Below are 20,074 nucleotides of genomic sequence, written 5' to 3'. Positions count from 1 at the left end.
ATTTGAAGTCGTTCGTGGCGACTTGAATAGCTCCAAGTGTACTACATGGAGGCTACATGAATACAAATTTTGCACTATTGGCTCGCTTCGAAAGTCCTACGGTAGAGCTAAAACAAGTTTGCCAAGAATTCTTTGGCATCACTCCTAAAACGGCAGAGCAGCGGGCAAAAGCTTGCGACTTTCCTATTCCCACCTTCAAGTTGCGTGACTCTGAGCGCAGCCCGACTTTGGTCAAGATTGAAGACCTAGCAAAGCACATCGACCGTCAATACGAGCAAGCCAAAAATGAATGGCAATCAGTGAATGATTAAGGAGCTGTTATGAACACACCAATTCACGCAATCAACATCGATTTCACTCATTCAAGCGAGGCTAAGTTGTTGCACTCAGTTATTGAGAATCACATGAACCCATGCAATGACGTTGATGAAGATAATTACTTGTCGGGGATCTTGGTTGAGCTCGAAGAAGCGATTGAATTACTGGAAAGCCTAGAGGCGTAACCATGGGGGATGTTACTTACATCGTGGGTAAATCTATTGCAGATTTACCCATCAATGACCCGATACACAAGCCTTGTCCAGATATGGCGGGGCTTGTGAATTACGACCCCGAAAAAACGCAGCGAGCGTGTTTTTTAATATCGAAGCTGCGTGAAAAGCACGGTATTAAAAAGCGCGTTAAGCCGGAGCCAAAGCCACTAAATTACACCTGTACCAATCGAGGGTGTATTGAGCCTTGGGGAGCAGTAAGTAATGCAAACAAGGAGTAACCTAATGACACTCGCACCTATCACTAGAGACTACCGCTGTAGCCATTGCGACCACACCAAAAGCTATACACAAAAGGCGTTCACGGTATTTCCTGCAATAAAACAATGTCCTGTCTGTGAATACTTTACGTTTGAATTGCACTTTGAAAACAAAAAGGCAAAGAAGCAATACAAGGACAGTCAGATAAAACAAGCCGGAAAGGATTTAGTCCACGTCTCCAACATGCTTAATAAGAGCATTTCAATTGAGCGGGGCTTCATGAACTCTAAATACTATGTCATCACAGATATTGAGAGCTTTAAGGGGGCGACGAGCAAGCTTAGAACGGCAGGTAAGCGATTGGCGGAATTGCCATAAAGCAGGCATGGCGGTATTTGACCTATGAGTGTTTATAAGCGATTCCTTGAGCCCGAAATGGGTTTATCTCTGGCTCAGTACATTTCTAATATCACGGCACACTTACCAGTAATGATGCGCCGCGATATTGATTTGAAAGTTGGCCGGCGTAAACAGCGCGGCAATGCCGATGATCGCAACCTTGCCATTTTTGCGCATGAGCGTGTGAACTTCGTTGATAAAGTCGCGCACCATTTCACACGTCTATTTCCTTTTTCGATGCCAAGCCATGAACCCGAACCGCTAGAACTGACGCACGATACTCTGATGTGTAACAGTCAGTGCAAGGATTTCGCTCTTAAGCTGGTTTCAGCTTTTGAGGAAATCATTAGCTGTATTGAAGTGGATGAGAAAGAACAGTTCATCGATACCGGACTGACTAGCCATACGGGATATTTAGGTGCGCTTGTTCGTGCCTTTGATGAAATTTCCGGTGTCATGATTCACGCCCATATCAAACCACCGAGTGTTGATTTGTCCCAGCTGGGCGGCAAGCTCTCGATAGAGGATGCTGAGTTCATTCTTGAGATAGCTTTAAAGCGCTGTCTTGACCCGCGCTTTTTGGTGCGAAAGCTTAAGCGTCTGCGCAAACAATACATTGAGCATGCACAAGTGACATTAGGCAATGTGGGCAAACGCCAAGGTCAATCTCGATACGTTTCACGGATCACTATCCAGAACTTCAAACAACAGATGCGCGAAAGTGAAGAGTTCATGAAAGGGATGGTGGTGATTAACCATGAAACACTGGAAGAGTTCGGGCTTGATGAGGTTGCCAAGCGCACCACGGCAAATCCAGAAAATCGCCGTATTGAATTGGTTGTACGTAGTCGTGGTGATGAAGAAAGAGCCATTGATATGGGTTTTGAGGGCGTGTTTATTACGTGGACTTTGCCGTCCAAATATCACCGTAACTCTCACAAATGGAATGGTTGCACGGTGAAAGAAGCACACCGCAATCTAATGGAGCAATGGAAGCTAGCGCGCGCGCATTTTGCTAAGGCGGAAATTCCTTGGTTTGGTTTGCGGGTAGCAGAGCCACACAAAGACGGCACGCCGCACCTACATGCATTTTTGTACTGCGCTGCCGAGCATAAAGAAAACTTAATGCGCATTTGTGCGGCGATTGCCAGAAGTGAAGATGCAGAAGAGTTAGTGACGAAAAAGATGCGTAAAGCGCGCTTTCAAGCCAAGCCATGTGACCCTGCCAAAGGAAGCGCAACGGGTTACATCATTAAGTACATTTCCAAGAACATTAACGGCGCACACATGCCAGAAGGTGATGCGCAAGAGTCGGCAATTTCAGCCAGAGCATGGGCGAGTGCATGGGGGATTAAACAGTTCTCACAATCCGGCTCGCCATCGGTTGGGATATGGCGCCAACTGCGCCGAGCCACCAAGCTCGATGTTTCTATCGATAAAGACCTAGCCACACTTCATGACCATGCTGATAACTCTCGCTGGAAGGCATTTTGCCAGCACATTGGTGATGCTCGTTTGGCGTATGAGTATGACCAAAACCAATACGGAGAATCCGTTAAAAGAGTGATCGGGATTTCTTGGTTAGGTCAAATCATTGAAACCTGCAGCGCGCGCTTTTCTATCGTTTCGAAATCGGACGCCAAAGCGTGGAAAGCGGAGCGCAGCGAAGCAAAAAGGGGCGGAGCCCCTTCTTGGAGCACTGAAAATAAGTGTAACCACCCTCTCACTGAACCACTGATGAGGCTTACAGGATGGAGCTCACAAGGGGTTCAGTGCTTGATTTCGCCACTCATGCGAGGGGCGAAAGTTCAAATTGACCGATACACGACGGTCAGTTTCAAAAACAATCGTCTGATTGTGTATTAAATCAATGCCAACGTTGTGAAACAGGGGCGCTTTTTTAACTAACAACCAACGTCGAGAGACAGGGGACAACTATGGAAACACTATCTAAAGAAGAATGCCAAGCCGAGCTAAAACGCATTGAGACCATTGATGCACTAGAGCAAGAGCTTGAAGTGGCATTTGATAAGGTCAAAGACCTATCACCAAGTGACCTGTTGACGCTTGCGCCTAAGCTACTCGTGGGTAAAACCAATCCGCTCACTGAGCTAGGGCTTGATCCTAAACTGGTGGACAAGGCAAAGCTGGTCGCAAAAGCCAACCGTATCATACGTATTGAGCGCAAAAAGCAGCTTCAAAAGCAGATGTCTAATGTGATTGAAGAGGCGCAAACCAATGAGTAAAACACCGAATCCAACACGGGGCTATGTGCCATGCCCTGTGTGTAATCGAATCTCTACCGTTCACATGGTGGGGGAAGGCAAGATGATTGATACGGGCGAAACGGTTAAGAACGGGCGCAACCTCGGATTGCTTTATTACAAGTGTCCAAGCTGCGGCAATAGCTCAATGAGTAAAACGGTGAGTGACTATTGCACTGAGCACATGCAAGCGTCTGCTGACCTGTTGCCAGCGCGCCATGAAACTATTCAACCTGAGCAAGTCGAAGAAGAGTCTGCCGTTGTTGAAGCGTTGACCGTCAGCGATTCAACCGAAATGACTACGGTAGACCAAATGCTCTCAACTGAACCTGTCAAAGAAGAAGTACAGCAATCAAAACCGAGCGTTAAACCGCAACTGTTAAAGGTTGGTGCCTGTTTGGGGTTGATAGTGGTTTTACTGTTTACCATTAAGCATCTACTGGCAACGCCAAAACCAACGCAAGAGGAGCAGGGCAATGGATGAAACAACCGTTGAAATGAGCGCTGACAACCTTGCCGAGCTTGATATGTACGTTGCCGAGTTGCAATCGAACACGTCAACCGAAAACCAACCGAATGGTAGCGCTGAACCTGAGTCCGAAGTCGATACCAGTGAAGCGTTCGATGCATTGGTTGAAACGGGGTTGGTCGTGGTTGAGCAAGCTGTCTCTATCCTCAAAGATATTGATTTCGCCTTTGATGAACGTGCCAAGCAAAGCGTTGTGAATGCGGCGCGACCTGTTGCGAAACAATATGGCGGGGCATTGCTTGAGCAGTGCGGCGATTACATGAACGTGATGACATTAGCCTTGGCAATTTTGGGTTTGTGGTGGGCGTCGAAGAAACAAATCACGGTACTAGAGCTGCAAAAAGAAGAGGAGGAAAAGCGTGTCGCTAGTCGTAAATCCGATTAACTCTAATCCTTCTCACGATGCCGAGCATACCGTGTACTTAGGTGGTACAGGTAGCGGGAAAACCAGTGCGGTCAAGTTTATAGGGTTAGTGCCTAAAAAGGCGCAAGCTCTGTTCTTTGACCCGTATCGAAATTACGCCGGGCAAAAATTCCACGGTCAAATGTGCCATGGTTTTTCTGACCCCGCTAAATTCATTAAAGCGGCGGTGCATGGTCGTCGTACTGGATGTTCGTTCAAGCTTGCCTATGTTCCGCCAAAAGGGGCGTGCATGTCAGAGTTGGAAACCTTCAGCGCGATCGCTTGGGCGCTTGGGGATGGATGTAAACCTAAGTTACATGTGGTGATTGAAGAGTTAGCCAGCTGCGCGGAGACCTCTGGAAAGTTGGAAGGGAAAACGGGTGAGCTTTTGCGTGGTGGGCGTCAGTTTGGTCATGTTGTTCACACCATCTTTCAGCGTGGCCAGGAAGTGCCAAAAACCGTAACCAACCAATCCAGCGTTTGGTGGTTGGGCGCGGTGAACTCGGGTGTGGATGCCGATTGGGTAGCCAAGCAAAAAGGCATTCACTCCAATGAAGTTGCAGATCTTAAAAGTGCCAAGGTAAACAAAAAACTTATCGGTAAAGCGATTGCAGAATACCTCATCGTTCGCGATGGTATTGGCAACCTAGAGCGCGGCGCGCTGAACTGCGAAAGCGGCAAACTCCTATCTCGAAACTACCGTTAAACTCACATTTCAACCTATAGGTTAAAAGTTCTACCTATAGGTTGAAACTTCATGACCGTTTCTCGGTTGTCTGATTTGATAATGACTCTTTTAACTCTTTCCAACGTTGTGAAACAGGGGAAATCATGAAAGCAAGTCATAAAACTATGCTGATGACGGTTGTCGTTGCGCTATTGGCATTAGCGGCAATCAACAATATTGGCGCACTTAAGCCAGTTAAAGAACAGCTTAACGGCAATGCAGGGTGGTTTTAATTATGGAACTACTCAACACACCATTTAACCCACGCCCACTCGATTTAGACCCTGTAGAAGGGGTGAATTGGGGCAACCAAGCAAGCTTACGCTTGGTTAGTGGTCCAACTTACCAATCCATTGAGCTGGTAACAGACATTACCAATCCTGCTGATATTGAGCGTGTACGTATCACGCTAAACGGTAAGGAAGTCTACAACCTAACAGGTCAAGACTTGGTTGATATTCAAGAGCACCGCAAACAGTTCACTCAAGCGGGACGTTACGTTATTCCTTTTGCAGACCTAACGCTGCGAACAAAAGGTGGTGTACGTACTGGTGAGCTTGTGACTCTGCAAGGTGAGATCTGGTTTGTATACATCCAGCTTGCTCCAAAATCTGGTGGCACAGCTGCGCCAAGCATCCGCGCACGTTCTCACACCACCCAAGCTCAATCACAGCGCATTTACTTGCCGCGCATCTACTCACTGTCTTGGTTTGCAAGTGCAACAGGTCGTACGCCTTTTGATTTTTCTGAGCGTTCGCCAATGTTGTCATTGAAGCGTATTCACTTCAAAGACGCATCCATTGATCGTGTTCGCGTCCTTCGTGACAGCGTCGAAGAAATCAACGTCAACAAAGCCGATAACGCTTTTGACCTTGCCATTGTTGGCTTAGAGCAAAACAACGGTTGGTTCAGCCTTGATTTTGTTCGTACTGGTTTTGGTGTGGAAGGGCGTTTGCCTACCAATGCCATGAAACAGCTTCAATTTGAGCTTGATAAGTCTCAAACAGGCAGTGTGCCAGTGTTGATTGAAGCGATCGAGCAAGTGGGCGTTATCTCAGCGAACTAAGGGGGTGAGCAATGTCCTTACCTGACCAAGCAAAAGCGGCTGCCAGTTCTGGCAGCTGGTTTGACAGCATCTTAGAAGGTGCGGGTGAGCTTGTTGGTGGTGCGGTCGATGTCGTGGGCGACTTCGGTAATGACTGGCTCGGTATCAAGATGGGTAACGAGCTAGAACGCGCTAAGTCAGCCAGTCCAGACGAAAACCGCGCCAACAATAACAACTATCAGCAACCTAACGGGCAGCCAGTGAATACAAGTAAAGGTGTTCAATGGCAGACCATTGCCATTGTGGTGGTGTTGCTGTTGGTTGTGCTCGGTGGATTGGCGTTTGCGCTCAAAGGGGGCAAGTAATGCCAGTTATCTATCTTGGTGTGGCGGGCTTAACTCTTGGGTTTCTGACCGCCAAGGAAATCAACAAATCAGCGTGGCTCATTGTAGTGATCTTAGCGCTGATTATCTGGATGAAAATGGGTTGATATGTTTGGAGCAATGACCAGTTTAACGGGTGGTGGTGGTTTGCAAGGCGGTAGCGCTGGACCATCGACAGCCAAAAGCAGTAACCAATCTGGGCAATCCATTGGTGGCATCAACATGGGTGGTGGTGTGAGTCCTTGGCTCATCCTTGCTATTGCTGTGTTGGTCATCGTCGCCCTAAAGGTACTTAAATGATTCAGGTGGTAACGCATGACGAAGGCATAAAAGAGCAACTGCGCGAAGCGTTTCGCGCTTGCCCTGATGACTTCGAGGTGATGGAGCAAGCCATTGAGGATGGGTTTGTCAGTATCTACCTCATTCATGGTGATGACTATCGTTTAGCGGTTGCGGGTGAAGTAGTCGGCAATGATTACTTTGTGTGGGCGGTCGAGGGAAAAGGGGCAGTGAATGCCTCTCGGGAACTGGCTGCCTACGTGAAAAGCAGCGGCTTAGATGCAATTACCACTAAAACGTATTTTCCATTGGTGGCGCGCCTTCTCAAGCGTCTTGGCAATGTCTCTACCACAGTGCAAGGCGATCACCAATTATTGCGATGGGAGGTTTAGCACATGGGTGGTAAATCCAGTTCAAGCAATAAAACCAGCACGAAGAATACCAGTAGCCAGAATGCCATTAGCGGCGACAACCTTGGGGTTGCGCTAAGTGGTATCGAAGGCTCAACGATTAATGCCACGGTCACCGACCATGGCAGCATTGAAAAGTCGTTTAACTTTGCAGGTGACGCGCTTGATGAATCTCTCAAGCTCGCCAATGGCGCACTCAAAGAGTACAGCTCAAGCAATAGCGAAAACCTTCAAATGATAGCGGGGCTTGCGGGTAACCAAGCGGCTCAAAACACACAGAACTTAGACAAGCTGACCGAGCTTGCCAAGTTCAAACAAGACAACGGACAAAGCGCTCTAAATAAACAGCAGTTGATCCTCATGGCAATCATTGTGCTCGTGCTTGGTTTTGTCCTGTTTAAGGCGGTGCAGAAATGAACCTGACACTTATTAAAGGGCAAGAAGTGCCGCTCAATGTGGAATCGAGCTGGCTATTCATCGAATCCTATCAGGGCAAATTGTCGGTGCGATTAGATGCGACGGGTGAAGAGTTCACGTTACCTAGTGGCTCGGTGCTTCGCTATGGCAAGCCAATGGGGCGCATCTTACTCAGCGGTGAAGGTGAGCTGTCATTTGAACATGGTAGTGGTGATTTTACCCCGCCAGTCGAAGGGCAAAAGCTCGAAATTCAAGCCATGCCAAAGGTCGAATTGTTGCCAGGGCAAAGCATGAAAGTGAGCGAGCTGCCTGACGTCACTCTCGAAGAAGGTCAAACCATCCGTGTACACGTTGGCGACAACCTTATTGGGCGTCGTGGTGAATTGCCATTGCCTATTCCTGCTAATGCCAACCGCAAAGGGGTGATTATCAAAGCGGCATCGAGCAATACAGGTTTGGTGAGTATCAAGGGCTTTGAGCTCGCAGCAGGCGAAACGGTCACCATTGAAACAACGGCGGCGTTCGAGTTATCAGGAAAAGCGCCAGATACCGCGCAACTATTGGAGTATTAACCATGGCACTACCACCGCTACCAACGGGTAGCAGCCGAAATAAAATCGAATTTTTGTATAAACACATGAACTCAGGTGAATCTGGCTCTGGTAGCGCATTGCCGATTATCCAAGGGCGATTTATGCCCAACAATGATACTGGGTGGAATGCAGACCTAGACGGCTTTTTCATTAAATACGATGCGCCGAGTTATGTTGAAGATGGGGATATGGACATTATGCCTCTCATCCGTCCCAAGCTTGAAAGTGACGGGGAGCTAGTAAGAGTGTTCTTCAATATCTCCGCAATGGCTCGCCTATCAGGCTTCCAAGGCGAATTGGGTTTTTACATTGTGCTGGCAGATGAGCAGGGCAACGTCATCAAAGAGAATGACGGCTACCTAAGAAAGCTTGAGCTAAAGAGTACAACCGTTCACGGCAAAGCCTCAGAACTAGGGCAGCGTGTCACCGTTAACGAAACGGGCGTTTTGCTGATTGGCAAAGATACCATCAAAGATAAGCAAAAAGTCTTTCCTCACTTGTTAATCCAAGCTGACCCCGTTTACGCCGCTGACAGTGGCAGAACCAATAAGGGGATTGTGAGTGACTTGTACCTTCACAATGGCGATGTCGCGATTATTGGTTTGGATGTGTCATCGATAGACCTGACATTAGTACCGCGCGAGCCGAGCTCAGAGTCGGGTTCACCAGTACCCAACTAACAGGGAGGTGTTATGGCTCGCAAGCTCATTATCACCATCATTGCTGTCATCTTAATTTTCTCTCTGTATCAGGGGCAAAAGATTATGAAATCACAACTCAATCGCGGTATTCGCAATAACAACCCGCTCAACATTCGCATTAGTGGCAACGCTTGGACGGGGAAGGTAACGCCTTCGAAAGATAAGGCATTTGAAACCTTCTCGGATTCAAAATACGGCTTTCGTGCGGCGGCAAAACTCATCCGCAACTATCAGAACCTGTATGGGCTAAATACGCTGTCAGGCATCATTCACCGATGGGCGCCAGCCAGCGATAACAACGACACGGATAACTACATTCAGTTTGTGGCCGGCAAGTTGAACGTAAACCGAAATGCACCTTTGAACCTGTATGACGATGCCTTTATGGCTCGCCTTGTTCATACCATGTCGATTATGGAAGTGGGGCGTTATTACTCATTGAGTGATGCTGCGAAAGGGGTAGCACTCGCATGACCAAACAAGAAGTAATGCAAAAGTTAGTGGTTGGGATTCTGACCGCTTTAATCAGCGCTTATATCTGGAAGCGCATCAACGGTTAGGAGCCAACATCATGAAAATAGATTTGAAACAACCATCAACAAAGAAAGGGATTGCTTTATTGGGTGCGGGTATCGCATTGGCAACGGGTCACCCTGAGCTATTAACCGCAAGTGTGACACCAGAAGGTGTGCAAATGGGTGGTTTGATTGGTGTGGCTGCGCCGATCTTACTTGGTCTATGGGAAACAATTCGAGATGAGTTTAATGGCTGAGTACCAAACCATTGTCATAGCTGCAGTAAGCGCTTTATCGAGTGGGATTGGCGTAGGCGTTGCGCTCAAAACTGATGTGAAATGGCTGCGCTTAATGATGGAAAAGATGGATGAGCGATTGACTAAATTAGAAAACAAGAGCCCCACTTAGTGGGGCTTATGAGATTACTAATAAACTAATTAACCCAAATCGATAAATCACTAAATTTTCCAGCGACTCTTTTAACATTAGAATGTCCAATAGCGATACCAACACTAGTAAGACTAAATGCATTCATACCAGAAGTGTTCCATGCATCAAAAACAGCACTCATATATGGAGCTAGCTTTAGGCATAAGTTCTTTGTCTCATCATCATTAAATTTACTATTGTTGAATATATTCAAAATAATGGTACGAGTATCTTGGTCTATCTGATCCATTTCGAAACGCTTATTTAATGATTCAACGTTAATGGCATTGACCTGTAGTTTTGTTGGATCGTTTAAACAAGATATAAAGTATGATTTATACTTTCCAACGTTAATCCCTTCGGATTCAATCTCTTCTTGAGTGTTACCCTTTAGAAAAACTCCTTGATAGGTAGTGTTCAATATTCCTTCTAAAGTGAATTCCTGTAACTCAGAGCTTCCGCAGCCTGCAAAAGTTAGATGTTGGAAGCTAGCTTGGCTTGTTGCTAGAGAATTTGAAAATGGTTTTACATTATTGTTGAGGTATTGCTTGAGAGATTCATGGTCAAGGACGTGGTTATTTTGAGTGTATCGAAACAAGAAAATGATAGCGAGGCTGGATAGCTGCGAATTAGTCAGTTTCGGTGCGGTAGCTAAGGACTCGTTCAAAACTATTTGTTCAAGATTTCGATAGTCTTGCTTGCTTCGATCTACAAGTAAATCAACCAGCAAGTCTGCTAAATCTTCATCGCCATTTCTAGCGTACTCCTTTTGAACCGTATGGAGAGCATACTGAAAATCTGGGTCAATTGCTTTTTGTAGACCTTCGGGATAATCCTGTTTTAGTTTTTCGATGACTTTGTCAGTGATTTGCTCCACTCGAACAGTTGCGAGTTCTTTTGCCGTTCCAGTTAATTCATAAAACGTTACCTTTGCCACATCTAGAGCTATAGCCCTTGCTTCCGTAGCAGTAACACCGTAATGGATATCGCCACCAGCCTGTAAACCAACAGAACCTTGACCTAACTCTTGATTTTGATCTTTACTTAACATTATTAGTTTCCTTGTTTGTTGATATATCTCCAACAGAAACGTCACCTTGAGTTTGTATTCCTACTGAGTTATTGCCTAAACTTTGTGTTTGTTTTGGTTCCTCTGGTGACTTTTTATTGGCGAGCCAAAGTCCAATGAGTGTTGATAAAGATGTGACAATAGCAATTGCAGGCTCATAGCTTGGGTCAGCCCAGCACCAAGCAATGGAGCCTAGTAAGGTTGTTAGAGCTAAAATCCTAATAATAAACAAATTATTAACCTTTTTTGTCGTGTTACTTTTGGCATATTATTAGCGCTAATAAATGATCGCGTAAACGAAAAAAAGTAATATTTTTGATTAGAGTTAACCCCGTTATTTATTATGAAGTTTGTGTGGAAATAGCTGAGTGTAAACCTGCCACAGTATGTTCAAGTTTCTATGCCCCGTAACTTGAGCTACTTCTTCTATCGAAAAGCCTTTTTCAAACAGTCTGCTTGCACCTTCTCGTCTTAAATCGTGATACCTCAAATCAGAAATCCCTAAGTTATCTCTTACTCGCTGAAATCCCGCGCTGACACTTTTGGAGTTATAGGGAAAGATTAAGGCTCCGGTTTTAGGCTGTCTTGTAGCAATATCGAAGGACTCAGCCAAAAGAGGGACTATCATATGATTGCCTTGCTTCTTTCTTGGGTCTTTGCGGTCTCGAACTAGAATGGTTTTGTGTTCGGTGTTGAGGTCTTCCCATCGCAAAGAACACACCTCTCCAATGCGCATACAAGTTAAAATGCTGAAGTCTAAAATATCGATGAAAGGGATGCGGGTCTTTCCGTTTGGTCTGTACGATTGTCTTTCGAGTAGCCCTTCTCTCAATCTGTCTAGCTCGTTACTTGTTGGGCGTCTGGTACGTTTCTGACTGCGTCCAATTAAACCCATATCGACAAGGACAGATACCGCTTCATTAAAGATGTCGTGGTTAGCGCTGATGTTAAATACTGGACTTGCTTTTTTCATGACAGATCGCAAGTAAGCTATATCGTGATAGATGGTAGCTGGCTGGGCTCCGGCACCTTTTCTATTGCGGCAATGCTCTATGAGGTCGCTAATTTTTAGCTGGTCACTTTGAATTTGGGCAATATCGCAATCTCTGAGCATACGTATTACGTATTGCTTTGTGCGTCCAGTTTTATCCCATAAGTCTCTATCACCAATGAACATATCGAGCAGTACGTATAGCGGTACGGATTTTTGATGTGAGAAGTTCGGATCTTCCAGCTCACTAACCCGCTTTAATGCGTAAGTTCTAGCGAGTTCTTTTTTCCTGAATGTTTTCGATTCCCTGTGTATAATCGCCGAATTCTTTTTGACTACTATGTCCACTGTGAAGCGTGGTTCACCGCTTTTTAGTGTTCTTTTTTTAATGCTAAATGACGCCATTGTCCTACTCCTGTGATGCGTACTATATGCGTACTGAGTGGATTAATTGGGGGCAATTCTAGCAAGTTGCTGTATATATATACAGTATATAGATTTCGAGTAACACCTTATGAAACCTGACAATACTAGTAAATACGCGGCTAACCACTTATCTGTTGCACCCATGTTGGATTGGACGGATCGTCATTGTCGCTACTTCCATCGCTTAATGACCAAAGAAACCCTGCTGTACACCGAAATGGTGACCACAGGCGCGATCATTCATGGAAAAGGGGATTTCCTGGCTTATAACGAGGAAGAGCATCCGTTAGCCCTTCAGCTTGGTGGCTCAAACCCAACAGATTTGGCAACGTGTGCCAAGCTTGCGCAAGAGCGTGGCTACGATGAGATTAACCTAAACGTTGGTTGTCCATCGGATCGCGTTCAAAATGGTCGATTTGGTGCATGCCTAATGGCAGAGCCGCAGTTGGTCGCAGACTGCGTAGCCGCGATGAAAGATGTGGTAGACGTGCCTGTTACTGTGAAAACACGTATCGGCATCGATGACCAAGATTCTTATGAATTCCTAACGGATTTCGTGTCTATTGTTTCTGAGAAGGGTGGCTGTGAGCAGTTCACTATCCACGCACGTAAAGCATGGTTAAGTGGTCTAAGCCCGAAAGAGAACCGTGAGATCCCACCATTGGATTACCCACGCGCTTACCAATTGAAGAAGGACTTCTCACACCTAACGATTGCGATTAACGGTGGCGTGAAATCTTTAGAAGAAGCGAAAGAGCATCTACAACACCTAGATGGTGTGATGATTGGTCGTGAGGCTTACCAAAGCCCTTACTTGCTAGCATCTGTTGACCAAGAGCTGTTTGGTTCAAATGCACCAGTGAAAAAGCGCAGCGAAATCGTTGAAGAGATGTTCCCGTATATTGAAGCGCAATTGGCAAAAGGTGCTTACCTTGGTCATATCTCGCGTCATATGTTGGGTCTGTTCCAAAACATGCCTGGTGCTCGTCAATGGCGTCGTCACATCAGTGAAAACGCGCACAAACCGGGTTCAGGTCTAGAAGTGCTGCAAGATGCACTGGCGAAGATTCCAAAAGAATTGAACGTGTAAATTTCACCAGTGGTTGGTGAAATTTACCAACTGATAAATAACAAAGCCAGAGTGCAGAAATGCCTCTGGCTTTATTTTTACTTATAGATCATGGTATTAGATATATATTTATAAGTTGGTATGGAACCTGCTCTAGTAAAACTAAAACAAAGGAGAAGTGATTATGTTGGAGCTGATCTTTATTTTAGTTTTCACAGCAACCCTATTAGTAACCGGTATTACTATGGTAACGGTATTTGCCGCAACAGGTATCGCATTGGTTGTGATGTTCTTATTGGGTATGGTAGGCGCTGTACTAAAACTATTGCCTTGGTTGATAGTCATTGCACTAGGTATATGGTTTTTTAAAAACTTCGTTGCCCAGCCTCGTTATAAGTAACGGATAGTAGAGATTTAGTTGATGGTGGGCTGTGAGAGTATGTTAGTATTTCTCACATGCCCCTTAATGTTGAAATCAGCTATCTCGGAGTAAAAATTACATGACATATAAAGCGACCATCGCTTTAGCGACACTATCGTTGGCTGCGTCTTACCCTTGTTTCGCAGAACAAGAGTCTTCTTTCACTACGACGGTTGGTGGGGAAGTTTGGGTCGCGGATACCAAAGTGAATGAAGTAAGAAGAGATAGCGACACAACGGGGTCTTTCTACGCTGCGATTGAGCATGACGTGAAATACGTACCGAATGCGCGCCTTCGTTACTCAAGTGTTGATGCGGATTACATGGGTTTTGACAAGCTCGACCTTACTCTTTACTACCAAATTCTTGAACACGACCTGATGCACTTCGATGCGGGTCTTACTTTTAGTAACTTGAGTGATACAAAATACGTAGACGCAGGCACTAATGCTCGTACGGAAGATTTTGATGAGCTGATTTGGGCTTGGTATGGCTACGCAGAAATCACTGTGCCAAATACAAACTTTGATGTAATTGGTGAGATGAACTTTGGTGATAACAAAGGTATTAAGAGTACTGATCTAATGGCTGGTGTTCAGTACCGAATTCCTTTTCAAGAGTCTCAACTCACTTTCCGTGGTGGTTACCGTGTGATTGATTTAGAGTCAGAGGAGTTTTTATCGAGCCTAGGTAAAGAGTTTATCTTTGCAGACGGCTTCTTCGTTGGTGCTCAATACTCTTTCTAACTACATAACCTCAAATCCTTTAAAACGTCGCTTTATAAGCGGCGTTTTTTTATATCACTTCATTATATTAAATCGAATTTCTCGCCCAAGTTTCACTCTTCTACCATGCTTATCTAGGAGCAATGTATAAAAGTTGGAGCAGGGATTGCGATGACAATAAACGAATTACGACATCTATTTCGTGACAACCAGCTAGTCGAAGCCATTATAGAGCCTTCAATTCAAGAGGGAGGATGGGTTGTCGAGTTTCGCCATGCCCGTGGTGGGTTTGTTTGCCTCACAGACAGTCATGGGGAAGAGTGCCTATATGATGATCTTGATACGGCATCAAAATCGGCGTTGGCGGTTGGCTTTCAACAAGTTCGTATTGAGGATCGTTGAGCACTAAGCTCAGCGTTCTTACTTCCAAAAAGTTATAAAACATTCTCTTCTATTCTTTCTTGTTATTAGAGAGAGTGGTTAATCTATCGTCACGCAATGAATAGGGATGTCGTGACAATGTCTTTTCAACAGAATGAATATTCTCACAAGAAAGTGTCGGAAGATAATAATGGGCAGGGTGCTAATCCACCAATCGCAAGCCCACTAAATGACCAGCAATTTAACTCACTCCAGCAAACTGTCTCAGAGTTGTCTTCACAGCAACTTGCATGGGTCAGCGGTTACTTCTGGGGACTCGCTCAAAACCAACCAAGTGCAGCGGCTGCAACACCAATCGCACAGGCTGCTGCTTCTGTTGCTGCAAAACCAGCAGGCAAGCTAAGCATCATTTTTGCTTCTCAGACTGGTAATGCGAAAGGCGTTGCTGAAGCGCTAGAGCAAGAAGCCAAAGCAGAAGGCATTGCTGTAGAGCTGTTTGATGCTAGCGATTACAAAGGCAAGAACTTAGCAAAAGAGACTCACGTGATCATCGTGGCGTCGACCAATGGTGAAGGCGAAGCGCCAGATAATGCCATTGAACTGCATGAGTTCCTTCAATCTAAGAAAGCACCAAAATTACCAAATCTACAATACGCCGTGATTGCGCTGGGTGATTCTAGTTACGAGTTCTTCTGCCAAACGGGCAAAGACTTCGATACTTACTTGTCTAAGTTAGGCGCAACTGCCTTCATCGATCGCATTGATTGTGATGTGGATTATGAAGCGCCGGCCGCTGAATGGCGTAAGCAAGCACTTGAACAAGTAAAAGAAGCCCTTTCTTCAGGCAATGAAGCAGAAGTAGTCCAACTGCCTGTTGGTCAAGCTGCTCCAGGACATTCTGCTTATAACAAGCAAAATCCATATACCGCAACGTTACTGACAAGCCAGAAAATCACAGGTCGTGATTCAGGTAAAGACGTTCGCCATGTAGAGATTGATCTCGAAGAGTCGGGTTTGACCTATCAGCCAGGTGATGCGCTAGGTGTTTGGTTCGACAATAGTTCAGAATTAGCCAACGCTATCTTAGCGAAGGCTGGTCTATCCGGTGTAGAAAGTGTTGAAGTCGATGGCGAAAGCCTTTCTATTCACAGTGCATTGGTTAGCAAGTACGAAATCACCGCATCAAACCCTCAGTTTGTCACTAAATTCGCAGAGCTATCTGGTAGTAAGAAACTACAAAAGCTAGTGGAAGATAAAGACAAGCTTCGTGAGTACGCTGCAAATACCCAAGTGGTAGATGTACTTGCAGAGAAGAAGACCAAGTTAAGTGCAGAAGAATTAGTTGGTTTACTTCGTCGATTGACACCTCGTCTATATTCTATCGCTTCGAGTCAAACGGAAGTCGATGAAGAAGTTCACCTTACCGTAGGCTTGGTTGAATACGACAAAGGTGATGAAAAGCGCTATGGCGGAGCATCAAGTTTCCTCGCTCAACGTCTAGAAGAAGGCGGTGAAGTGAAGGTGTTTGTTGAGCACAACAATAACTTCAAACTGCCACAAGATGACAACACACCAATCATCATGGTTGGTCCTGGTACCGGTATTGCGCCTTTCCGCAGCTTTATTCAGGAGCGTGATAACCGTGACGCGGAAGGCAAGAACTGGTTGTTCTTTGGTGACCGTACCTTTACTCAAGATTTCCTTTACCAAGTGGAATGGCAGAAGTACCTCAAGTCAGGTTTGCTGACTCGCCTTGATGTCGCGTTTAGTCGCGACCAAGCAGAGAAGGTTTACGTTCAACATCGCATCCTAGAAAACGCTGAACAAGTGTGGCAATGGATTCAAGATGGTGCATACATCTATGTATGTGGTGATGCCACTCGTATGGCAAAGGATGTTCACGATGCGCTGGTATTTGTAGCCGAGCAACAAGGCAAGCTATCTCGTGAAGAAGCCGAAGCATTTATCAACGATCTACGTAAAGCGAAACGTTACCAAAGGGATGTGTACTAATGAGCGCGAATCAACAATCAAACAGCCAAGAAGTATTAGGTGAGGTGCTTGGTCCACTCTCGGATAACGAGCGCCTTAAAAAAGAAAGTAATTTACTGCGTGGAACGATTGAACAAGATCTGCAAGACCGCATTACTGGTGGCTTTACTGCAGACAACTTCCAATTGATTCGTTTTCACGGAATGTACCAGCAAGATGACCGCGATATCCGTAACGAGCGTGCTAAACAAAAGTTGGAGCCGCTGCACAATGTCATGCTTCGTGCGCGTATGCCGGGTGGCATCATTACGCCAAAGCAATGGCTAGCGATCGACAAGTTTGCAACCGAGCATTCTCTATATGGAAGTATTCGTCTTACTACTCGTCAAACGTTCCAGTTCCATGGCGTGCTAAAACCAAATATCAAGTTAATGCACCAAACGCTCAACAGCATTGGTATTGATTCGATTGCAACTGCGGGTGATGTTAACCGTAACGTGTTGTGCACCACTAACCCAGTGGAGTCGGAGCTACACCAAGAAGCTTACGAATGGGCGAAGAAGATCAGTGAGCATCTACTACCGAAGACACGCGCTTATGCCGAGATTTGGTTAGACGGTGAAAAAGTAGAAAGCACGGAAGAAGACGAACCGATTCTAGGTAAGAACTACTTACCACGTAAGTTTAAAACCACAGTGGTTATCCCACCGCAAAATGACGTAGACGTACACGCTAACGATCTTAACTTCGTAGCGATTGCAGATAACGGACAGTTGGTTGGTTTTAACGTGCTTGTTGGTGGCGGTCTAGCGATGACGCATGGCGATACATCGACTTATCCACGTAGAGCGGATGACTTTGGTTTTATTCCATTAGAGAAGACGCTTGATGTTGCTGCTGCTGTAGTAACAACTCAACGTGATTGGGGTAACCGTTCTAACCGTAAGAATGCAAAAACCAAATACACATTAGATCGTGTCGGTAGTGATGTGTTTAAAGCGGAAGTAGAAAAACGTGCCGGTGTTAAGTTTGAGCAAAGCCGTCCTTACGAATTCACGGAACGTGGTGACCGTATCGGATGGGTTGAAGGTATCGATGGTAAGCATCACCTAGCACTCTTCATTGAAAATGGTCGTCTATTAGATTTCCCAGGTAAACCACTTAAAACGGGTGTTGCTGAAATTGCCAAAATCCATAAAGGCGATTTTCGTATGACTGCAAACCAAAACCTGATTGTTGCTGGTGTACCAAAAAGCCAAAAAGCGAAGATCGAGAAGATTGCTCGTGAACATGGTTTGATGGATGACGGCGTAAGTGAACAACGTAAGAACTCGATGGCGTGTGTGGCGTTTCCAACGTGTCCATTAGCCATGGCAGAAGCAGAGCGCTTCCTTCCTCAATTTGTAACCGATGTAGAAGATATTCTAGAAAAGCATGGTCTGCCTGAAGAAGACAATATCATTCTTCGTGTAACAGGGTGTCCAAATGGTTGTGGGCGAGCAATGCTGGCAGAAATCGGCTTAGTTGGTAAAGCGCCAGGTCGATACAACTTACATCTAGGTGGTAACCGAGGCGGTACTCGTGTACCGAAGATGTATAAAGAGAACATTACGGATAAGCAAATCTTAGAAGAGATTGATCTGCTGGTGGCTCGTTGGGCTGCTGAACGTGAAGAAGGCGAGGCATTTGGCGATTTCACGATTCGAGCTGGCATTATCCAAGAAGTATTCGTATCAAAGAGGGACTTCCATGCTTGATTCTGTAGCGTCCAAACCGGAGCTAATAGAGTTATTGACATTAACTAAGACGGAGCAAATCCTCCGTCTTGCTCAAATCAATGTCGAGCTCGAACAGCTTTCGGCACAAGATAGAGTAAAGTGGGCATTGGAGAATTTGGAAGGGGAGTTCGCTGTCTCGTCCAGTTTCGGTATCCAAGCCGCAGTGATGCTCCATCTTGTGACACAACAAAAACCGGATATTCCAATTATCCTAACGGACACCGGCTATCTATTTGCAGAGACATATCAATTCATCGATCAGTTGAAAGCGCAACTGAACCTTAACCTTAAAGTGTATCAAGCTAAAGAAAGTGCGAATTGGCAAGAAGCACGTTATGGAAAACTTTGGGAACAGGGTATAGAGGGAATTGAAAAGTACAACAAGATAAACAAAGTCGAGCCAATGCGACGAGCTCTGCGTGAGCAAAATGTCGGTACTTGGTTTTCAGGACTGCGTCGAGAGCAAAGTCAATCTCGTGCTGGTCTTCCAATCTTGTCGATCCAAAATGGCGTATTTAAATTCTTACCTGTGATCGACTGGACGAATAAAGATGTGCACTACTACCTAGAAGAGCATGGTTTGAGTTATCACCCTCTATGGGATCAAGGTTACCTTTCTGTCGGTGACACTCATACAACTAGAAAGTGGGAACCGGGCATGTCGGAAGAAGAAACTCGTTTCTTTGGTTTAAAGCGTGAATGTGGATTGCATGAAGACGATGGTAGTGAGCAGGATGGCTCAGGTATTTAGATGCTAATCTGGCAAAAGCCGTGTTTAGGGTAAATAAAGAAAGCTGCTGTAAAGCAGCTTTCTTTATATATAGCGAAAGAAAAAGGAGCATAAAAAGGATAACTCTGTGGATAAGTTGTATGCAGTCTTGGGGTAAAGTTGGATAAATAAGGCTTTGATCGAAAAGTCGTCGTTTAACTATTATTTTTGCAATTTTTGCAAAATAACGCTTGCCAATGTGAGCGCGATCTCTATAATGCCTCCTTGTCGACAGGGCAGAGCTCACAAGGGTTCGAGGTTAAGTTGGCAAGGTCAGAAAGAAAAGCGAAATAATTAATTGCCTTTACTTTTAAAAAGTAAAATAAATAGCAAAAAGTGTTTGACACAGAAAATTATCTCGCTAGAATGACCGCCTCTTCCGAAGTGATGTAAATCACAAAGAAGAGTAGCTCTTTAAAAATAAGAACCTATCAATCTGTGTGGGCACTCGTTGATGATAATCCAATTAGATACTTCGGTATCAAATTAGGTTTCAATGAAACGAAGTGACCAATCAAGTCTTCGGACTTGGCACAGTCAATTCATTATCGTTCTGTTGGAACGATAATAGCTTTAAAATTACATTAGTAGTTTTGAAGTCAGTATTC

The 20,074-nt window shown here is 45.3% G+C and carries 31 protein-coding genes; 28 read left to right on the top strand and 3 right to left on the bottom strand.

What is annotated here, in order from left to right:
• The first annotated feature begins 56 nt into the window (after window positions 1-56).
• The 21 genes from ABMY42_RS22375 (at window position 57) to ABMY42_RS22275 (ending at window position 9,825) form a co-directional block, all read left to right on the top strand.
• Window positions 57-311, top strand: coding sequence for a pyocin activator PrtN family protein (locus ABMY42_RS22375; RefSeq protein ID WP_017819663.1), 255 nt, complete (start codon window positions 57-59; stop codon window positions 309-311).
• 9 nt (window positions 312-320) lie between these two features.
• Complete coding sequence (locus ABMY42_RS22370) at window positions 321-503, top strand: hypothetical protein (protein WP_025556561.1); 183 nt, start codon at window positions 321-323, stop codon at window positions 501-503.
• 2 nt (window positions 504-505) lie between these two features.
• On the top strand, window positions 506-772 hold the full coding sequence (locus ABMY42_RS22365) for a hypothetical protein (protein ID WP_079324792.1): 267 nt from the start codon (window positions 506-508) through the stop codon (window positions 770-772).
• 4 nt (window positions 773-776) lie between these two features.
• Complete coding sequence (locus ABMY42_RS22360) at window positions 777-1,130, top strand: hypothetical protein (RefSeq protein WP_079324809.1); 354 nt, start codon at window positions 777-779, stop codon at window positions 1,128-1,130.
• 24 nt (window positions 1,131-1,154) lie between these two features.
• On the top strand, window positions 1,155-3,017 hold the full coding sequence (locus ABMY42_RS22355) for a replication endonuclease (protein ID WP_349266818.1): 1,863 nt from the start codon (window positions 1,155-1,157) through the stop codon (window positions 3,015-3,017).
• A 71-nt stretch (window positions 3,018-3,088) separates the two neighbouring features.
• Window positions 3,089-3,397 (top strand): hypothetical protein, encoded by a 309-nt coding sequence (locus ABMY42_RS22350; protein WP_025556563.1) that lies wholly within the window; start codon window positions 3,089-3,091, stop codon window positions 3,395-3,397.
• Window positions 3,390-3,899: a hypothetical protein gene (locus ABMY42_RS22345; RefSeq protein WP_349266817.1), complete on the top strand. Its 510-nt coding sequence runs from the start codon at window positions 3,390-3,392 to the stop codon at window positions 3,897-3,899. Before ABMY42_RS22350 ends, ABMY42_RS22345 begins: the two co-directional genes overlap by 8 nt.
• Window positions 3,892-4,329, top strand: a complete 438-nt coding sequence (locus ABMY42_RS22340; RefSeq protein WP_025556566.1) for a hypothetical protein — start codon at window positions 3,892-3,894, stop codon at window positions 4,327-4,329. The genes ABMY42_RS22345 and ABMY42_RS22340 overlap by 8 nt, the downstream gene beginning before the upstream one ends.
• Complete coding sequence (locus tag ABMY42_RS22335) at window positions 4,304-5,053, top strand: hypothetical protein (protein WP_349266816.1); 750 nt, start codon at window positions 4,304-4,306, stop codon at window positions 5,051-5,053. Before ABMY42_RS22340 ends, ABMY42_RS22335 begins: the two co-directional genes overlap by 26 nt.
• Window positions 5,054-5,178: 125 nt before the next feature.
• Window positions 5,179-5,307, top strand: coding sequence for a hypothetical protein (locus ABMY42_RS22330; protein ID WP_025556568.1), 129 nt, complete (start codon window positions 5,179-5,181; stop codon window positions 5,305-5,307).
• 2 nt (window positions 5,308-5,309) lie between these two features.
• A complete protein-coding gene (locus ABMY42_RS22325; protein WP_049538370.1) occupies window positions 5,310-6,140 on the top strand; it encodes a major capsid protein P2 in 831 nt (276 codons plus the stop codon).
• An 11-nt stretch (window positions 6,141-6,151) separates the two neighbouring features.
• On the top strand, window positions 6,152-6,484 hold the full coding sequence (locus tag ABMY42_RS22320; RefSeq protein ID WP_043037028.1) for a hypothetical protein: 333 nt from the start codon (window positions 6,152-6,154) through the stop codon (window positions 6,482-6,484).
• A complete protein-coding gene (locus ABMY42_RS22315) occupies window positions 6,484-6,609 on the top strand; it encodes a hypothetical protein (RefSeq protein ID WP_257887079.1) in 126 nt (41 codons plus the stop codon). Before ABMY42_RS22320 ends, ABMY42_RS22315 begins: the two co-directional genes overlap by 1 nt.
• A 1-nt stretch (window position 6,610) precedes the next feature.
• Complete coding sequence (locus ABMY42_RS22310) at window positions 6,611-6,802, top strand: hypothetical protein (protein WP_043037031.1); 192 nt, start codon at window positions 6,611-6,613, stop codon at window positions 6,800-6,802.
• Window positions 6,799-7,173 carry a hypothetical protein gene (locus tag ABMY42_RS22305; protein ID WP_050925318.1) on the top strand — a complete coding sequence of 125 codons (375 nt, stop codon included), beginning with the start codon at window positions 6,799-6,801 and terminating at the stop codon, window positions 7,171-7,173. The genes ABMY42_RS22310 and ABMY42_RS22305 overlap by 4 nt, the downstream gene beginning before the upstream one ends.
• Window positions 7,174-7,176: 3 nt before the next feature.
• On the top strand, window positions 7,177-7,608 hold the full coding sequence (locus tag ABMY42_RS22300) for a hypothetical protein (RefSeq protein WP_043037037.1): 432 nt from the start codon (window positions 7,177-7,179) through the stop codon (window positions 7,606-7,608).
• Window positions 7,605-8,180, top strand: a complete 576-nt coding sequence (locus ABMY42_RS22295; RefSeq protein WP_349266815.1) for a hypothetical protein — start codon at window positions 7,605-7,607, stop codon at window positions 8,178-8,180. Before ABMY42_RS22300 ends, ABMY42_RS22295 begins: the two co-directional genes overlap by 4 nt.
• A gap of 2 nt (window positions 8,181-8,182) precedes the next feature.
• A complete protein-coding gene (locus tag ABMY42_RS22290) occupies window positions 8,183-8,881 on the top strand; it encodes a hypothetical protein (RefSeq protein ID WP_349266814.1) in 699 nt (232 codons plus the stop codon).
• Window positions 8,882-8,893: 12 nt separating this feature from the next.
• On the top strand, window positions 8,894-9,376 hold the full coding sequence (locus ABMY42_RS22285; protein WP_140201449.1) for a structural protein: 483 nt from the start codon (window positions 8,894-8,896) through the stop codon (window positions 9,374-9,376).
• A gap of 97 nt (window positions 9,377-9,473) precedes the next feature.
• Window positions 9,474-9,674 (top strand): hypothetical protein, encoded by a 201-nt coding sequence (locus ABMY42_RS22280; protein ID WP_050908608.1) that lies wholly within the window; start codon window positions 9,474-9,476, stop codon window positions 9,672-9,674.
• Window positions 9,658-9,825 carry a hypothetical protein gene (locus ABMY42_RS22275; RefSeq protein WP_349266841.1) on the top strand — a complete coding sequence of 56 codons (168 nt, stop codon included), beginning with the start codon at window positions 9,658-9,660 and terminating at the stop codon, window positions 9,823-9,825. The genes ABMY42_RS22280 and ABMY42_RS22275 overlap by 17 nt, the downstream gene beginning before the upstream one ends.
• Window positions 9,826-9,850: 25 nt before the next feature.
• On the opposite strand, the gene ABMY42_RS22270 is transcribed toward ABMY42_RS22275, so the two are convergent.
• From ABMY42_RS22270 to ABMY42_RS22260, 3 genes are all read right to left on the bottom strand, one after another.
• Window positions 9,851-10,897, bottom strand: coding sequence for an LPO_1073/Vpar_1526 family protein (locus tag ABMY42_RS22270; protein WP_349266813.1), 1,047 nt, complete (start codon window positions 10,895-10,897; stop codon window positions 9,851-9,853).
• Window positions 10,887-11,147 carry a hypothetical protein gene (locus tag ABMY42_RS22265; protein WP_289880714.1) on the bottom strand — a complete coding sequence of 87 codons (261 nt, stop codon included), beginning with the start codon at window positions 11,145-11,147 and terminating at the stop codon, window positions 10,887-10,889. The genes ABMY42_RS22270 and ABMY42_RS22265 overlap by 11 nt, the downstream gene beginning before the upstream one ends.
• A 102-nt stretch (window positions 11,148-11,249) precedes the next feature.
• Window positions 11,250-12,311: a site-specific integrase gene (locus ABMY42_RS22260; RefSeq protein WP_349266812.1), complete on the bottom strand. Its 1,062-nt coding sequence runs from the start codon at window positions 12,309-12,311 to the stop codon at window positions 11,250-11,252.
• Window positions 12,312-12,420: 109 nt separating this feature from the next.
• Here ABMY42_RS22260 and dusA point away from each other — a divergent pair, with 109 nt between their 5' ends.
• From dusA to ABMY42_RS22225, 7 genes are all read left to right on the top strand, one after another.
• Complete coding sequence (gene dusA, locus ABMY42_RS22255) at window positions 12,421-13,422, top strand: tRNA dihydrouridine(20/20a) synthase DusA (protein ID WP_349266811.1); 1,002 nt, start codon at window positions 12,421-12,423, stop codon at window positions 13,420-13,422.
• A gap of 163 nt (window positions 13,423-13,585) precedes the next feature.
• On the top strand, window positions 13,586-13,801 hold the full coding sequence (gene pspG / locus ABMY42_RS22250; protein ID WP_005451528.1) for an envelope stress response protein PspG: 216 nt from the start codon (window positions 13,586-13,588) through the stop codon (window positions 13,799-13,801).
• A gap of 100 nt (window positions 13,802-13,901) precedes the next feature.
• Complete coding sequence (locus ABMY42_RS22245) at window positions 13,902-14,567, top strand: TIGR04219 family outer membrane beta-barrel protein (protein ID WP_009697568.1); 666 nt, start codon at window positions 13,902-13,904, stop codon at window positions 14,565-14,567.
• A 150-nt stretch (window positions 14,568-14,717) separates the two neighbouring features.
• Window positions 14,718-14,948 (top strand): hypothetical protein, encoded by a 231-nt coding sequence (locus tag ABMY42_RS22240; RefSeq protein WP_005451530.1) that lies wholly within the window; start codon window positions 14,718-14,720, stop codon window positions 14,946-14,948.
• 117 nt (window positions 14,949-15,065) lie between these two features.
• Window positions 15,066-16,940 carry an assimilatory sulfite reductase (NADPH) flavoprotein subunit gene (locus ABMY42_RS22235; protein ID WP_152163024.1) on the top strand — a complete coding sequence of 625 codons (1,875 nt, stop codon included), beginning with the start codon at window positions 15,066-15,068 and terminating at the stop codon, window positions 16,938-16,940.
• Window positions 16,940-18,676 (top strand): assimilatory sulfite reductase (NADPH) hemoprotein subunit, encoded by a 1,737-nt coding sequence (gene cysI / locus ABMY42_RS22230; RefSeq protein ID WP_272759050.1) that lies wholly within the window; start codon window positions 16,940-16,942, stop codon window positions 18,674-18,676. The genes ABMY42_RS22235 and cysI overlap by 1 nt, the downstream gene beginning before the upstream one ends.
• Entirely contained in the window at window positions 18,669-19,448 is a 780-nt protein-coding gene (locus tag ABMY42_RS22225; protein ID WP_272759049.1) for a phosphoadenylyl-sulfate reductase, read from the top strand. The genes cysI and ABMY42_RS22225 overlap by 8 nt, the downstream gene beginning before the upstream one ends.
• The last annotated feature ends 626 nt before the right edge of the window (window positions 19,449-20,074 follow it).

Origin of the sequence: Vibrio sp. SSH13-20 (assembly GCF_040104475.1) — a bacterium.
Taxonomy (GTDB): domain Bacteria; phylum Pseudomonadota; class Gammaproteobacteria; order Enterobacterales; family Vibrionaceae; genus Vibrio; species Vibrio harveyi.
Note: the sequence above shows the minus strand (reverse complement) of the source record. Positions and strands in the feature narration are given on the sequence as shown.

What these genes read in the sequence shown, in the direction of transcription:
- ABMY42_RS22375 (WP_017819663.1), top strand. Translation starts at nt 57, where the DNA reads ATGAATACAAATTTTGCACTATTGGCTCGCTTCGAAAGTCCTACGGTA.
- ABMY42_RS22370 (WP_025556561.1), top strand. Translation starts at nt 321, where the DNA reads ATGAACACACCAATTCACGCAATCAACATCGATTTCACTCATTCAAGC.
- ABMY42_RS22365 (WP_079324792.1), top strand. Translation starts at nt 506, where the DNA reads ATGGGGGATGTTACTTACATCGTGGGTAAATCTATTGCAGATTTACCC.
- ABMY42_RS22360 (WP_079324809.1), top strand. Translation starts at nt 777, where the DNA reads ATGACACTCGCACCTATCACTAGAGACTACCGCTGTAGCCATTGCGAC.
- ABMY42_RS22355 (WP_349266818.1), top strand. Translation starts at nt 1,155, where the DNA reads ATGAGTGTTTATAAGCGATTCCTTGAGCCCGAAATGGGTTTATCTCTG.
- ABMY42_RS22350 (WP_025556563.1), top strand. Translation starts at nt 3,089, where the DNA reads ATGGAAACACTATCTAAAGAAGAATGCCAAGCCGAGCTAAAACGCATT.
- ABMY42_RS22345 (WP_349266817.1), top strand. Translation starts at nt 3,390, where the DNA reads ATGAGTAAAACACCGAATCCAACACGGGGCTATGTGCCATGCCCTGTG.
- ABMY42_RS22340 (WP_025556566.1), top strand. Translation starts at nt 3,892, where the DNA reads ATGGATGAAACAACCGTTGAAATGAGCGCTGACAACCTTGCCGAGCTT.
- ABMY42_RS22330 (WP_025556568.1), top strand. Translation starts at nt 5,179, where the DNA reads ATGAAAGCAAGTCATAAAACTATGCTGATGACGGTTGTCGTTGCGCTA.
- ABMY42_RS22325 (WP_049538370.1), top strand. Translation starts at nt 5,310, where the DNA reads ATGGAACTACTCAACACACCATTTAACCCACGCCCACTCGATTTAGAC.
- ABMY42_RS22320 (WP_043037028.1), top strand. Translation starts at nt 6,152, where the DNA reads ATGTCCTTACCTGACCAAGCAAAAGCGGCTGCCAGTTCTGGCAGCTGG.
- ABMY42_RS22315 (WP_257887079.1), top strand. Translation starts at nt 6,484, where the DNA reads ATGCCAGTTATCTATCTTGGTGTGGCGGGCTTAACTCTTGGGTTTCTG.
- ABMY42_RS22310 (WP_043037031.1), top strand. Translation starts at nt 6,611, where the DNA reads ATGTTTGGAGCAATGACCAGTTTAACGGGTGGTGGTGGTTTGCAAGGC.
- ABMY42_RS22305 (WP_050925318.1), top strand. Translation starts at nt 6,799, where the DNA reads ATGATTCAGGTGGTAACGCATGACGAAGGCATAAAAGAGCAACTGCGC.
- ABMY42_RS22300 (WP_043037037.1), top strand. Translation starts at nt 7,177, where the DNA reads ATGGGTGGTAAATCCAGTTCAAGCAATAAAACCAGCACGAAGAATACC.
- ABMY42_RS22295 (WP_349266815.1), top strand. Translation starts at nt 7,605, where the DNA reads ATGAACCTGACACTTATTAAAGGGCAAGAAGTGCCGCTCAATGTGGAA.
- ABMY42_RS22290 (WP_349266814.1), top strand. Translation starts at nt 8,183, where the DNA reads ATGGCACTACCACCGCTACCAACGGGTAGCAGCCGAAATAAAATCGAA.
- ABMY42_RS22285 (WP_140201449.1), top strand. Translation starts at nt 8,894, where the DNA reads ATGGCTCGCAAGCTCATTATCACCATCATTGCTGTCATCTTAATTTTC.
- ABMY42_RS22280 (WP_050908608.1), top strand. Translation starts at nt 9,474, where the DNA reads ATGAAAATAGATTTGAAACAACCATCAACAAAGAAAGGGATTGCTTTA.
- ABMY42_RS22275 (WP_349266841.1), top strand. Translation starts at nt 9,658, where the DNA reads ATGAGTTTAATGGCTGAGTACCAAACCATTGTCATAGCTGCAGTAAGC.
- ABMY42_RS22270 (WP_349266813.1), bottom strand. Translation starts at nt 10,897, where the DNA reads ATGTTAAGTAAAGATCAAAATCAAGAGTTAGGTCAAGGTTCTGTTGGT.
- ABMY42_RS22260 (WP_349266812.1), bottom strand. Translation starts at nt 12,311, where the DNA reads ATGGCGTCATTTAGCATTAAAAAAAGAACACTAAAAAGCGGTGAACCA.
- dusA (WP_349266811.1), top strand. Translation starts at nt 12,421, where the DNA reads ATGAAACCTGACAATACTAGTAAATACGCGGCTAACCACTTATCTGTT.
- pspG (WP_005451528.1), top strand. Translation starts at nt 13,586, where the DNA reads ATGTTGGAGCTGATCTTTATTTTAGTTTTCACAGCAACCCTATTAGTA.
- ABMY42_RS22245 (WP_009697568.1), top strand. Translation starts at nt 13,902, where the DNA reads ATGACATATAAAGCGACCATCGCTTTAGCGACACTATCGTTGGCTGCG.
- ABMY42_RS22240 (WP_005451530.1), top strand. Translation starts at nt 14,718, where the DNA reads ATGACAATAAACGAATTACGACATCTATTTCGTGACAACCAGCTAGTC.
- ABMY42_RS22235 (WP_152163024.1), top strand. Translation starts at nt 15,066, where the DNA reads ATGTCTTTTCAACAGAATGAATATTCTCACAAGAAAGTGTCGGAAGAT.
- cysI (WP_272759050.1), top strand. Translation starts at nt 16,940, where the DNA reads ATGAGCGCGAATCAACAATCAAACAGCCAAGAAGTATTAGGTGAGGTG.
- ABMY42_RS22225 (WP_272759049.1), top strand. Translation starts at nt 18,669, where the DNA reads ATGCTTGATTCTGTAGCGTCCAAACCGGAGCTAATAGAGTTATTGACA.